Origin of the sequence: Streptococcus oralis, from assembly GCF_023109155.1 — a bacterium.
GTDB lineage: Bacteria > Bacillota > Bacilli > Lactobacillales > Streptococcaceae > Streptococcus > Streptococcus oralis_BZ.
Genome location: NZ_JALDUA010000002.1, coordinates 88,252 through 101,779 on the forward strand (window position 1 = coordinate 88,252; position 13,528 = coordinate 101,779).

Sequence of the window (13,528 nt, forward strand, 5' to 3'; positions counted from 1 at the left end):
CTTATTCATCTCTTTTGGGTTCCATTAATGACAATAAGTACTTGTTGCTATTTTTCTTTACAATTCTGATATAGATGACTTCAAAGCCAGCTAACAGCAGTACTATCAGCATGGCTGTGATAAATTTCTGCCCCATAACCATTCTTGCGCTAGCGGGCACTATTCCTGTGAGGAGGGAGCTCACTCCGAAGCTACTACTGATAAGTGCAAGGGCTATTGGTAGACCGAAATACCAGTTGATTTGCTTTTCTGACGATTTACAAAGAGTTTCGTAGTTGGCTCCGAGATGGATCAAGGTCTGGTATCGTCTATAGGATTGTCTTTGTCCCATCAAAAACTGAACGCCGATAATTGTATTTGCGACAACAAGGAAGATGATAGACAGATAGATGGTGACATAGCTGGCAGAGATAATGTAAAACAATTGTCTTCCCATATTTTGTATATAGCTTTCATAGCCAAGAGAGGTTTGATTTAGCTTTTCATTGGTATCTGAGATAGCTCTCATCAAGCCTTTTTCCTTGACTAGCTCAGGAGCCAAGATACCGCTAACATAGTTCGAATAGCGACCGTCTGTATAGCTCATAAAAATCTCATCTGGAACTATGAGAGCGACAGAGAGGGTTATCTCACGATCCGTTACGATTGGCAAAGACTCCACCTCGCCAATCAATTTTACATCATTTCCCATGACTTTGATTTGAGGCTTTGTCTTTAGGACAGAGTTGACGAGACTTTCATCAGGCAGAAAATCTTTCCCCATATACAAATATGCTTCCTTACTAGTTAGTTCTAGAGGAGGAATATTGGCAGCCTTTCTAAGTTCATTGTATTCGGAAACTGGTATGAGGTGGGAATTAGTAGACTGTTTAAATTTATGGAGCAAAATTTCCTTGTTCTTGTTGTCTTTTTGATTTTTCAACTCCTTTATGACCTCTTCGAAGGACACGGATTCGTGTTCTTTAGTTTGGCCTACTTTAATTTGCAGAATCTTTGAAAACTGTGATACTAGTCCGGCAGCTTCAAGCTCTTTTTTAACTGCATTTATATCAAGATTTTCATCTGTTTCCTGCTTGCTATCTCTAAATGTATAATCCAATACGTGGGTTTGATTGCCTGAATTGCCGCTTGCAATGGCCACACCTGCTCCAAAGAGGCACAAGGCAGAGAAGATTAATAGGGAGCAGACAGCCAGTATAGTTGAGCGTTGGATAACTAATTCCTGAATCTGTCTAAAATTATAGGCATGAAGTTTTCGATTGTTTCCAAGCTTGACCAAAAAGTCTATAAATAAACGCATACCAAAGAAGAGTAGGATAGTTCCCAGAGTTCCTAAGAGAACGGTGATGCCCATTGTTATGACATTTTCCCAAGCTCGTCCACTCATACCCATGTAATAGGCTGTTCCTAGAAGCAAAATTCCGAGGATAGAAGCAAGAAGGTACACCCCCTTGGGGAGTAGTTTCTTCATCCCAGAAGGAGAATAGGCGAGCAGGTTTCCGATTTCCATATTGGCAGTCTTTGCACTTAAAAGGACAAAAACAGCTAATTTTACGGCTAGGAAGCCGATGACTGTATAGAGTAGAGCTGTGGTAGATAGAGAAAATTGATGTTCAATAATCCCTAGTCCCACAATTTTAGCGGTTATTAGGCTAATCAATTCTGAAATTAAGATGGAAATAGGAAGGCCTATTCCAAGGGCAAGGACACTGTTTCTCAAATCCTCGAGCAGAAGTAGCAAGAACAGTTTGCTTCTTCGCATTCCCAGTGTGAGATAGACACCAAATTCATGTTTTCTCCTTTCCATCTGCATACTGCTTGAGAAGTAGACTAGAAAAAAGAGAATAAAGAGCGTTGCTACATAAAGAATGGGAATCATGCTAAAGAGTTTATTTACAGCGTCACTTTCTATTTGTTTTAGAAAGTGCATCACATCTTGATGAGACAAAGAAAGGATGATGTAAAAGGAGATAATAGACAGAACCATAGAACTGAAATACAAGCCATTATTCTTTCGATCTCTCTTGCTATTTCTTGAGACTAATTTAGAAAACATTACCATCACCTCCAGCTAGTGCTGCCATGACCTTTAGTATTCTGTGGTAGAAGTCTTCTTGACTTTCTCTTGGATAATCGCGACGGATTTCATGGAATAGTTTTCCATCTTGGATAAACAAGATGCGGTTGCAAAAGCTGGCTGCGACGGAATCGTGGGTCACCATGAGAATGGTGGTTTCTTCCACTTGATTCATTTCGGATAATTTTTGCATCAAAATGGTCGCATTTTTTGAATCCAAAGCCCCTGTGGGCTCGTCCGCAAATACAATCTTAGGGTCTAAAATTAAGGCGCGCGCAGCAGCTACCCTTTGCCGTTGACCACCTGATAATTGAGAAGGGAACTTATCCAGAAGTTCAGAAATATCCAGATATTGGGAAAGTAATTCTAATCGAACCTTGCTTTCGTTGGCATCGACCTTGTGCAAAGATAAGGGAAGTAAAATATTTTCTTTGGCTGTAAGATTCTCCAAGAGCTCAAAATTCTGGAAGAGATAGCCAATTTCCTTGCCTCTATAATCTGTTAATTGGCTCCCTTTTAACTGACCTAAATCCTTTTCTTGCATTTGAATGGAACCGTCAGTTGGTTTGATGATAGTAGCGAGACAGTTAAGAAGGGTTGTTTTCCCAGAACCACTGCTCCCCATAATCCCTAAGAACTCACCTTTGACAACTTGAAAAGATATACCGTTCAAGGCTTTGGTGATATTCGGCTCTTTTCCATAATGCTTTTTTAATGATTCTACTCGTAAAATTGTTTCCATGTGAAACACCTCCATCTTTTGTTACTTTCATTATAATATGAATCAGAGTAGAATAACACTTACGGATGATGTAAGAAATCTTTATCATTAGGTTATTGGAGCTATACTTACTATATTATAGCATGGTTTCAAGGATTTAAAAAGAGGAGTTGAGAGTCGAGAAATTTTCCTAATATTGAAATTATAAAAAATAATACCACTGTAGTCCATGCTCCAGCAGTATTATTTTTTATTTTATAGGAAACTCTACTCCCACTCAATTGAGACTGGTATATCCATATCCCTTGTAAATCAAGGGTTTAGAAGGGTTATATACTTCAATGGGGGGATTTTTCGGGGGGATTGATTTTTTCATATGTTGATTTCAATTAAATTTTACTCTTGTTTCTGATGCGGTTTGTATGGTAATTGCATTTGTAAGTAGTTGAGCTATCTCTTTATCAGCACCACTGTACAAGTACTAATGATAGTCAGCTATCAGGAACATATTCATACGAAAAAAGCGGTATTGATGGTTCTGAAATGGGATTCGAAGACGAAGAAATGACATTGCATTACGAACTAAAAGTAAGTTGTGATGAAAACATATTTAATATCAATCTCCTTTCAGAGAGAGGCAATAATGTGAAGTACCTCTATTCCGAGAAAGTAGCTATTGATACAGACAAACAGATTATCAGTGATAACAATGGTACTGAGCTGAAATATTCAGTTTCTGGAGATTCTGTAACAATGCCTGATTTAGCAGGAGATAGTGGTGAAACAGTAACATTAAGTAAATAGAATAAACCAAAAAATAGAGCTTGATATGTAATCTATCAGGCTCTATTCTTGTAAGTTTGTAAGTAATATTTTATATTAATCATCTAATTACAGTTTTTTTACATTTTTTATTAATATTTCTGTATTGTCAATTAAAAATTTCCCATCATTATTACTAATAAACTCATTGATATATTTAAGAATACAAACATAATGATTATAGTAAACGTTATATGTATTTACATCTAAACAGAAGTGAGTTAAAGCAAATTTAACATGGTCAGTTCGTTTAATATCGGTGAAATCTACGATTTTTGCTCTATTGCCATCAATTTTCTTTCCTAGAGCATATCTATTCGGAATTTCGTTATTATCACTATTATGAATGATACTATAGTCATTCATGATGGGTGTATTTACTTTAAAATTTTCAAAAAAATGTTCTCTATTAATAAAAAGATTATGGGATTTTAATTCCTTAATTAATTTAATAATGGGTACATACAGGTTTGTGTTAAACATATTAATAGAGGTGATTCTATCTAACTCGTTTGTTAATATTTTAATTTGCTCGTCATAGCTTGTAAATAAGTTAAAACCCAGCAATTCATGCGAAAGTAGTCTATTTATTTCTGTAGGAGTCATATTTAAAACATTAGTAATTGCTTCAAAAGAGCAGACAGTTTCACTTCCATATAAAACCTTTATAATTCTTGATATGATATTAATAAAGCATGAATAGATTTTTATACTATAAAAGTCACTAACTTCTTGGACTTGTTCTAAAGTATAGTAATTCTTATCAATTATTTGTTTAAATATATCAGCTAACTTTTTCCTTGTTTCGGAAATATTGGATGTTTCATAAGTTAGAATTCGTCTATTACGTAAATCGAAAGGTAGTTCTGAAACATCGCCAAAATCAGAATTGAACACACAAATAACTCTATCCCACCCTAGACACTTTACTGCATATCCTAATTCAAATAATACGTTAGGGTTAGGAGTTCTTTTACCATTTAAACTACTGTTTATAATTGATATATCTGCTATAAATAGGCCACACTTATCAATTTTGGTTAATATTGAATCAACAATATCTGGACTACCTAGAACACCTTTTGTATCTCTGTCAATTTCAGTGATAAGAGAGTACGGAGAATCTTGGTTCATTTTTTTCAATGCTAATTTTATAGAATTCTCAATTAAATTTCTATTTGTTTTATTCGGTAAGTCAGATTGCCATGAAAAGAATATTGTAGTCATAAAAAGCTCCGATAGTTAATCAGTAGAATATTATTTGTGAATGAATTTGGTTAGCAATAACTACGATGTTTGAGTTACTCATTTATTTTGATAATATAGAAAATTAATATGAGCAGAATGAGATGATAGTCATACTCATATTGCTGAATAGAATCATAAATAGGTACTCCATGCAAATACTTATTTCTGATTCCCCAGCTATTGTCATATGATTTGTTATTTAGGACAAAATTCAAATAATTAATTTCTTGAATTGAAAATAAGGTATCCGAAAATATTAACCATCCATTATCAAGCATCCTATCAGCACTGAGTTTTTCAGATTCAGATAAAGATATACTATTAACAGAGCCATATAAGAATATTTTTTCTAAAAGACTTATTTGGGACATATCTTTAAAAGATATAACACCTGTATCATTTTGGCAAATTCCAGCATCTATTAGTAGTTTTATGTAATCTATTTGATATTCATGAAAATTTGCATAACTCAAGCATTGTTGTGAAATTAATTCCTTAAAGTTGCTTCCTTTGTATTCCTCATTAATAAAATGAATAGGACTTTGGTCAGAGAATAATAAATTAACAATCTGTTAAATATTATTATCTGAATTATTCATTGAGAAGTATTTTCTTTTAGTAAAACTCTGCAGAGATTCAATTGAAGGAGTAGAAGTAATATTATATAAATTTACATCAATAAGCCCTTCTTCACTCAATAATTTGTATTGTTTTCTTAATGATTCTTCGATTCTAAAAAGTGTTGCTGTTTTATTTCCCGTTGTTTCTGAAATTGAAGGCACATCAAAATGTATCCAATCAATACCGTACTGATTAGTCAGGAAAATATCGAAAAACCAAGTAATGAAATCTTCAATTCTTAGACTGAATTTCTGTAGTATTTTTGATAAAGCAATCAGTTTCATCACGTATAGTTGATGCTTGACTGAGAAGTAAAAACCAAATTTATAGTGATTTCTAGTCGAAATGCCTAACGTTCTTTCAAGTACCCCCATCTCTAATTGAGGAAAGCTTGCTAATGCAAAAGTACCAACACTTGTGCTCAGTTCAAAGTCTTTACAAAAATAGTCTAATATATTTTGAAAATTATGTTTTTCAAAAAGTTTAGCACTATCTATAAAAGTTGATAATGTATATTCATATTGTTTTGGCCTAGCTCCACCTGTTGCGACTGCAATAGGATTATACAAACCTTTTTCAATTCCCTCAATATGAAGCTCCCTACTCTTTTTAATTGCGTAATAGTACGCTTCCTTCTTTGTATATACTCTAATATCAACTTGAATTCCAAAATCCTTATCATTAAAACTAGAATTAAATTCTTGAATTTTTTTGTCAATCAACATTTTTTGTTTATCTGTAAGTTGAAAGTATCTATTCTTATCGAAACCTTTTATAGGGTTTCTTAAAATTTTTAAATAATTTATATTCACATCGGGGTCACAAATATATTTTTCAATTAAATCATTCCACTCTAAATTTGTGATATTACTTGGGATAACATTTTTACATGAATTTGAATCTACAAAATTATCGAGTAATATTTCAAGATGAGAGGGTGAACTCAGAAAAAATTGCTTAATGAAAGTAGGATACTTTTTTAGAAAATAGGTATTTTTTAAGAGATGACATAAATGTAGATTGGATTCTATAAAATATTGCACAAACTCTACTTCACTAATTTTTTGACCATAGTTAAATAATGTAAATATCTCAAAAAAGTCTTCACGATAGTTATATTCGCTTTGTAGAAGTTTTATGTTATTTAAAATCTCATCTTTCGGAGCAGAACCAAAATAATTATTTTGTAGTTGAATCATCGAAGGAAGAGATTTCTTTATTTCTTCAATATAGCTTAGCGACCAGTCAATTGAAAAAACCTCATTTTCTATGAATTTGATAATATTATAAAATTCAAGGGCTTCCAAAAAAGAATTTAGGCTATAAGAATTCGATAAATAAGCATCTAAAATTTCTTGAATTCTTGGAAAATAGAAACCGATAGATAAGTCATTTACATCATAAAATTTTACTCTAGAAATCATATATATTTTTTACATTTGAAAAATAAAATTACGTGCTATAAAAATACTTTGTACTTTTTATTATAAAAATCCCTCCAAAAATGTTGGTCAAAAAAATTTTTAACTAACTTTTCGGGGGGATTTAGGGGGGAATCAAACGAAGATACACCCTTTTTAGACTATTTTGTTCCTGCTAAACTGCTGTAGAATCGCTATTTTGAAGGTAAATCAAGCCTCTCCATTACTCCCACTCAACGGTTGCAGGTGGTTTACTTGTAATATCATAGACGATGCGGTTAACGTGGTCCACTTCGTTTACGATACGTACAGAAATCTTTTGAAGGACATCCCAAGGAATTTTTGCAAAGTCAGCTGTCATACCATCGATAGAAGTGATTGCACGAATGGCGATTGTGTAATCATAAGTACGACCATCACCCATAACCCCAACTGAACGAACGCCTGTGTTAACAGTGAAGTATTGCCAGATATCGCGGTCAAGACCTGCTTTAGCAATTTCCTCACGAAGAATAGCGTCTGACTCACGAACTGTTTCTAGCTTTTCTTCAGTGATTTCACCCATAACACGGATAGCAAGACCTGGTCCTGGGAATGGTTGGCGCCATACGATGTGGTCTGGCATACCAAGCTCTGTACCGAGGGCGCGAACTTCATCTTTGTAAAGAGTGTTGAGTGGTTCAATCAGTTCAAACTGCATATCTTCTGGAAGACCACCCACGTTGTGGTGTGACTTGATAGTTTGAGCTGTATCTGTACCAGACTCGATAACATCTGTGTATAAGGTACCTTGAGCAAGGAATTTCACATCTTTGAGCTTGCTTGCTTCGTCATCAAAAACATATACAAACTCATTACCGATGATTTTACGTTTTTGTTCAGGGTCAGAAACGCCAGCAAGTTTATCAAGGAAACGTTTAGCAGCGTCTGCTTTGACGATATTCAAACCAAACTTACCACCAAGCATGTCCATAACTTGGTCCGCTTCTCCTTTACGAAGAAGACCGTGATCCACGAAGATACAGATCAATTGATCGCCAATCGCTTTTTGGAGAAGAACTCCAACAACTGAAGAGTCAACACCACCTGATAGACCAAGAAGGACACGTTTATCACCTACTGTTTCACGGATTTTTTGGATCTGCATATCGATGAAGTTATCCATTGTCCAGTCGCCTTTAGCTTTACAGATGTTAAGAGCAAAGTTACGAAGGATATCATTTCCGTACACAGAATGACGAACTTCTGGGTGGAATTGGATACCGTAAATGTGTTTATCTGGGTTTTCGATAGCTGCGTATGGGCAGTCAGCTGATGTACCTGTACGAACAAAGTCAGAAGGAATCTCAGTAACCGCATCACCATGACTCATCAGAACAGTCTGTTCATCAGGTGTTGATTCAAAAAGCGCTGATGGTGTGTGAGTTAGGGTTGATTGACCGTATTCACGATTTCCAGCATCACCTGCAGGAACAACTTTTCCTCCAAGTTTATGGGTCAACAACTGCATACCGTAACAGATTCCCAAAATTGGAATTCCAAGTTCGAAGATTTCTGGGTCAATATCGAATGAACCATCTTCGTATACAGAGTTTGGACCACCTGAAAGGATGATTCCTACAGGGTTGATTTCACGAACTTCAGCAGCTGAAATTTTATGACTTTTTAGTTCTGAAAAAACACCAATCTCACGGATACGGCGTGAAATCAGCTGGTTGTATTGGCTACCATAGTCCAATACGATGATTTTTTCTACATCTTGCAAATCAGTTGAAATGTTGCTCATCTTTTTCCTTTCTCAAAAGAAATATCTTTTTCAATATTCTATCACAAATAAGGGCGAATTACCAACTAAACAAGGCGAAGTTTGACTTTTTCTAGTTTATTGGGGTACAATAGAGAAAAGATAGAAATGAAGTGAAAAATATGCTACCCGCTTATATGAAAATCCATGATCAGATTAAAAAGGATATTGACGAACATCGTTGGGCCATTGGTGAGAGGCTTCCCAGTGAACGAGATTTAGCAGAGCAGTTTGCGGTTAGTCGTATGACCCTCCGACAAGCCGTATCTCTATTAGTCGAAGAAGGCGTCTTAGAGCGCCGTGTAGGAAGCGGCACCTTTGTTTCCAGTACTCGAGTACAAGAAAAGATGCGAGGGACAACCAGTTTTACTGAAATTGTTAAGTCCCAAGGCAAAGTACCCTCTAGCCAGCTCATTTCCTACAGAAAAACTATTCCTAATGAACAGGAAGTTGCCAAGCTAGGAATTTCTCCTACCGAGAATATTATCCGAATGGAACGGGTCCGCTATGCCGACCGGGTTCCTCTGGTTTATGAAGTTGCTTCTATTCCTGAAAAATTCATTAAGGACTTTAAAAAAGAAGAAATCACTAGTCATTTCTTCCAGACTCTACAAAAACACGGCTACCGTATTGGCAAATCACAGCAGACCATCTATGCTCGTCTTGCTAAAGAAAAGATTGCCCACTATTTGGAAGTTGAAAAAGGACATGCTATTCTTGGTTTGACTCAGGTTTCCTACCTAGAAGATGGTACTGCATTTGAATATGTAAAAAGTCAGTATGTAGGCGAACGCTTTGAATTTTATCTTGAGAATAACTAGTCTAGAAAGGCTAGTTTTTTTGCTTTCTTAAAAGATTAGAATTATCAAAACAATCTGTCTAGGCTTGATTTTATGGCTTATTTACTATAAAATGAGAAGGAAAAACGTCAAACTTTTATATTGCAAATAGGAGAAAACATGACAAAAACATTAAAACGTCCTGAGGTTTTATCACCTGCAGGGACTTTAGAGAAGCTAAAGGTAGCTGTTCAATATGGAGCAGATGCTGTCTTTATCGGTGGTCAGGCCTATGGTCTTCGTAGCCGTGCCGGAAACTTTACTTTCGAACAGATGGAAGAAGGTGTCCAGTTTGCTGCCAAGTACGGTGCCAAAGTCTATGTAGCTGCCAATATGGTTATGCACGAAGGAAATGAAGCTGGTGCTGGTGAGTGGTTCCGTAAACTGCGTGATATCGGGATTGCAGCAGTTATCGTATCTGACCCAGCCTTGATCATGATTGCAGCGACTGAAGCACCAGGTCTTGAAATCCACCTATCTACCCAAGCAAGTGCAACTAACTATGAAACCCTTGAGTTCTGGAAAGAACTGGGCTTGACTCGTGTCGTTTTGGCGCGTGAGGTTTCGATGGAAGAATTAGCTGAAATCCGCAAACGTACAGATGTTGAGATTGAAGCCTTTGTCCACGGAGCCATGTGTATTTCTTACTCTGGTCGTTGTACTCTTTCAAACCACATGAGTATGCGTGATGCTAACCGTGGTGGTTGCTCTCAGTCTTGCCGTTGGAAGTATGATCTTTATGATATGCCATTTGGGAAAGAACGTAAGAGCTTGAAAGGGGAAATCCCAGAAGAATTTTCAATGTCAGCTGTTGACATGTCCATGATTGACCATATCCCAGATATGATTGAAAATGGTGTGGACAGTCTAAAAATCGAAGGACGCATGAAGTCTATTCACTATGTTTCAACAGTAACTAACTGTTATAAGGCTGCTGTTGATGCTTATCTAGAGAGTCCAGAGAAGTTTGAAGCTGTTAAGCAAGACTTGATTGATGAGATGTGGAAGGTTGCCCAACGTGAATTAGCAACAGGTTTCTACTACGGTACACCATCTGAAAATGAGCAGTTGTTTGGTGCTCGTCGTAAAATTCCTGAGTATAAGTTTGTCGCTGAAGTGGTTTCTTATGATGATGCGACACAAACAGCAACTATTCGTCAACGGAATGTCATTAACGAAGGCGACCAAGTTGAGTTTTATGGCCCAGGTTTCCGTCATTTTGAAACGTATATCGAAGATTTACATGATGCCAAGGGCAATAAAATCGACCGCGCCCCAAATCCAATGGAACTCTTGACCATTAAGGTTCCACAACCTGTTCAAGCTGGGGACATGGTCCGCGCTCTCAAGGAAGGTCTTATCAATCTCTATAAGGAAGATGGAACCAGCGTCACAGTTCGTGCCTAGAGAAGGAAAAGTGAATGAATCAAGCACAAGGTTTGTTAGTTGATGATGAAGGCAGATGTATTCATTATCATGGCGAAAAGGACATCGTTTCCCTCCAGTGCTATGAGTGTAAAAAATACTATGCTTGCTATCAGTGCCACAATGCTATAGAAACGCATGTGTTTTCGCCCTATCCCTTGGCGCTTTCTGAGGATCGACCGATCTTATGTGGGGTTTGTAAGAGGACAATGACTTTCCAAGAATACCAAAAGCAGATGGCTTGTCCTTACTGCAGTGCTCCATTTAATCCAGGTTGTAAACAACACTATTCCTACTATTTTAAATAAACTGAATCAATCCAGGTTTTAAACTTGGATTTTTCAGTTTGTTTCAGAAAATATAGTAAAATCAAGAAAAACTCGCAATCTAAAATGGAAAAACTTTCTATAAGAATAGTGTAAAATTAGCAAAAATAGAAATATATTATCTGAAACGCTTTCAACGTAAGTAAAAAGTTGACAAATCAAAATTTTAGGACTAAACTAAGTAAGTAAATTTTAAATAAAAGGAGAATTCATCATGAATTTAACATTTTTCGGTCTTTGTCTTGCCTGTATGGGTGTATCTCTTGCAGAAGGTATGTTGATGAACGGTTTGTTCAAATCAGCAGCTCGCCAACCAGACATCATCCCACAATTACGTAGCTTAATGATCATGGGAATTGCCTTTATTGAAGGAACGTTCTTGGTTACCCTCGTCTTTTCATTCGTCATCAAATAGACAAATGGAACGAGAAGAAAAGGGAGGATTCTAGATGGAAGAAAGTATCAATCCAACCATCAATATTGGTCCTGTTACCTTTGATTTAACCATGTTAGCCATGACCTTGTTGATTGTGGGAGTTGTTTTTGGCTTTATCTATTGGGCAAGTCGCAATATGACTTTGAAACCCAAAGGAAAGCAAAATGTACTTGAGTATTTCTATGACTTCGTTATTGGATTTACAGAACCTAACATTGGTAAAAGCTACATGAAAGACTACTCGCTCTTTTTCCTTTGTCTATTTCTATTTATGGTACTGGCAAATAACCTCGGTTTGATGGCGAAACTTCAAACCACAGATGGGACAAACCTTTGGACATCGCCAACTGCAAATCTCCAGTTTGACTTGGCCTTGTCATTTGGAATTATCCTGATGACCCATATTGAAGGGATTCGTCGCCGTGGGATTAAAAAATATCTAAAAGCCTATATCACACCTGGCTTTATGACTCCCATGAATATCTTAGAAGAGTTTACCAACTTTTTATCACTTGCCTTGCGGGTGTTCGGAAATATCTTTGCTGGAGAAGTGATGGCTAGTTTGCTAATCACTCTATCTCATCAAGCTCTATATTGGTATCCAGTTGCTTTTGGTGCTAACTTGGCTTGGACAGCCTTTTCTGTCTTTATTTCCTGCATCCAAGCCTATGTGTTTACCATGTTGTCTTCTATGTACTTAGGAAATAAGATAAATGATGGAGAAGAGTAGAAAGGAGTAACAGATGCACGTAACAGTAGGTGAATTAATTGGTAACTTTATTTTAATCGCTGGCTCTTTTATCCTTTTGATTGTCTTAGTTAAGAAATATGCGTGGTCAAACTTGACAAGTGTCTTCGAAGAAAGGGCAAATAAAATTGCTGCTGATATTGATGGAGCTGAACAAGCACGTCAAAAAGCAGAAACTCTTGCCCAAAAACGAGAAGATGAATTGGCTGGTAGTCGCAACGAGGCCAAAACAATCATTGAAAATGCTAAAGAGACTGCAGAAAAGAGTAAAGCAGATATTCTGGCAGATGCTAAAGTAGAAGCAGGTCGCTTAAAAGAGAAGGCGAATCAAGAAATTGCTCAGAATAAAGCAGAAGCTTTGCAAAGTGTTAAGGGCGAGGTGGCAGATTTGACGATTAGTCTTGCTGGTAAAATCATCTCAAAAAACCTTGACAGTCATGCTCATAAGGAACTCATTGATCAGTATATCGATCAGCTAGGAGAAGCCTAATGGACAAGAAAACAGCAAAGGTAATTGAAAAGTACAGCATGCCTTTTGTCCAATTAGTGATTGAAAAAGGAGAAGAGGACCGGATTTTTTCAGACTTGGATCAAATCAAGCAAGTCGCAGAAGAAACGGGCTTACCTTCTTTTTTAGCTCAGGTGGCAGTTGATGAGTCTGATAAGGAAAAAACAGTTGGTTTCTTTCAAGACTCTGTCTCACCTTTAATGCAAAACTTTATTCAGGTTCTGATTTACAATCACAGAGCAAATCTTTTTTATGATATCATTGTTGATTGTTTGAATCGTCTTGAAAGAGAAACCAATCATTTTGTAGTCACGATCTCTTCAGCTCATCCTTTAACAGATGAACAGAAGGAACGTTTGCTTCCCTTGATAGAGAAAAAAATGTCTCTGAAAGTACGGAGTATTAAAGAACAAATTGATGAAGGACTCATTGGTGGTTTTGTCATTTTTGCTAATCACAAGACAATTGATGTGAGTATAAAACAACAACTTCGAGTTGTTAAAGAAAATTTGAAATAGAAAGTGGTGTTCTT

Annotated in this window: 14 protein-coding genes; 8 read left to right on the forward strand and 6 right to left on the reverse strand. The window is 36.4% G+C overall.

Annotation, left to right across the window (positions count from 1 at the left end; genetic code table 11):
• Window position 1 precedes the first annotated feature (1 nt).
• Window positions 2-2,056 carry an FtsX-like permease family protein gene (locus M1F63_RS04405; protein WP_247940818.1) on the reverse strand — a complete coding sequence of 685 codons (2,055 nt, stop codon included), beginning with the start codon at window positions 2,054-2,056 and terminating at the stop codon, window positions 2-4.
• Window positions 2,046-2,819, reverse strand: a complete 774-nt coding sequence (locus M1F63_RS04410; RefSeq protein ID WP_247940819.1) for an ABC transporter ATP-binding protein — start codon at window positions 2,817-2,819, stop codon at window positions 2,046-2,048. Before M1F63_RS04410 ends, M1F63_RS04405 begins: the two co-directional genes overlap by 11 nt.
• 522 nt (window positions 2,820-3,341) lie before the next feature.
• Here M1F63_RS04410 and M1F63_RS04415 point away from each other — a divergent pair.
• A complete protein-coding gene (locus tag M1F63_RS04415) occupies window positions 3,342-3,602 on the forward strand; it encodes a hypothetical protein (RefSeq protein ID WP_247940820.1) in 261 nt (86 codons plus the stop codon).
• Between the two features lie 87 nt (window positions 3,603-3,689).
• On the opposite strand, the gene M1F63_RS04420 is transcribed toward M1F63_RS04415, so the two are convergent.
• The 4 genes from M1F63_RS04420 to guaA form a co-directional block, all read right to left on the reverse strand.
• Window positions 3,690-4,847: a nucleotide-binding protein gene (locus M1F63_RS04420; protein ID WP_247940821.1), complete on the reverse strand. Its 1,158-nt coding sequence runs from the start codon at window positions 4,845-4,847 to the stop codon at window positions 3,690-3,692.
• A 74-nt stretch (window positions 4,848-4,921) separates the two neighbouring features.
• Entirely contained in the window at window positions 4,922-5,341 is a 420-nt protein-coding gene (locus M1F63_RS04425; protein ID WP_247940822.1) for a hypothetical protein, read from the reverse strand.
• Window positions 5,342-5,440: 99 nt separating this feature from the next.
• Window positions 5,441-6,913, reverse strand: coding sequence for a hypothetical protein (locus M1F63_RS04430; protein ID WP_247940823.1), 1,473 nt, complete (start codon window positions 6,911-6,913; stop codon window positions 5,441-5,443).
• A 220-nt stretch (window positions 6,914-7,133) separates the two neighbouring features.
• Window positions 7,134-8,696, reverse strand: a complete 1,563-nt coding sequence (gene guaA / locus M1F63_RS04435; protein ID WP_000065715.1) for a glutamine-hydrolyzing GMP synthase — start codon at window positions 8,694-8,696, stop codon at window positions 7,134-7,136.
• A gap of 140 nt (window positions 8,697-8,836) precedes the next feature.
• Here guaA and M1F63_RS04440 point away from each other — a divergent pair, with 140 nt between their 5' ends.
• The 7 genes from M1F63_RS04440 (at window position 8,837) to M1F63_RS04470 (ending at window position 13,514) form a co-directional block, all read left to right on the forward strand.
• Entirely contained in the window at window positions 8,837-9,535 is a 699-nt protein-coding gene (locus M1F63_RS04440) for a GntR family transcriptional regulator (protein WP_247940824.1), read from the forward strand.
• Between the two features lie 138 nt (window positions 9,536-9,673).
• Window positions 9,674-10,960 carry a peptidase U32 family protein gene (locus tag M1F63_RS04445; protein WP_247940825.1) on the forward strand — a complete coding sequence of 429 codons (1,287 nt, stop codon included), beginning with the start codon at window positions 9,674-9,676 and terminating at the stop codon, window positions 10,958-10,960.
• 14 nt (window positions 10,961-10,974) lie between these two features.
• Window positions 10,975-11,286 (forward strand): CHY zinc finger protein, encoded by a 312-nt coding sequence (locus M1F63_RS04450; RefSeq protein ID WP_247940826.1) that lies wholly within the window; start codon window positions 10,975-10,977, stop codon window positions 11,284-11,286.
• 232 nt (window positions 11,287-11,518) lie between these two features.
• Complete coding sequence (locus M1F63_RS04455) at window positions 11,519-11,719, forward strand: F0F1 ATP synthase subunit C (RefSeq protein WP_001054556.1); 201 nt, start codon at window positions 11,519-11,521, stop codon at window positions 11,717-11,719.
• A gap of 34 nt (window positions 11,720-11,753) precedes the next feature.
• Window positions 11,754-12,470, forward strand: coding sequence for a F0F1 ATP synthase subunit A (atpB, locus tag M1F63_RS04460; protein ID WP_000392869.1), 717 nt, complete (start codon window positions 11,754-11,756; stop codon window positions 12,468-12,470).
• 13 nt (window positions 12,471-12,483) lie between these two features.
• Window positions 12,484-12,978, forward strand: coding sequence for a F0F1 ATP synthase subunit B (gene atpF, locus M1F63_RS04465; protein WP_000558543.1), 495 nt, complete (start codon window positions 12,484-12,486; stop codon window positions 12,976-12,978).
• Window positions 12,978-13,514 carry a F0F1 ATP synthase subunit delta gene (locus M1F63_RS04470; protein WP_038806143.1) on the forward strand — a complete coding sequence of 179 codons (537 nt, stop codon included), beginning with the start codon at window positions 12,978-12,980 and terminating at the stop codon, window positions 13,512-13,514. The genes atpF and M1F63_RS04470 overlap by 1 nt, the downstream gene beginning before the upstream one ends.
• The last annotated feature ends 14 nt before the right edge of the window (window positions 13,515-13,528 follow it).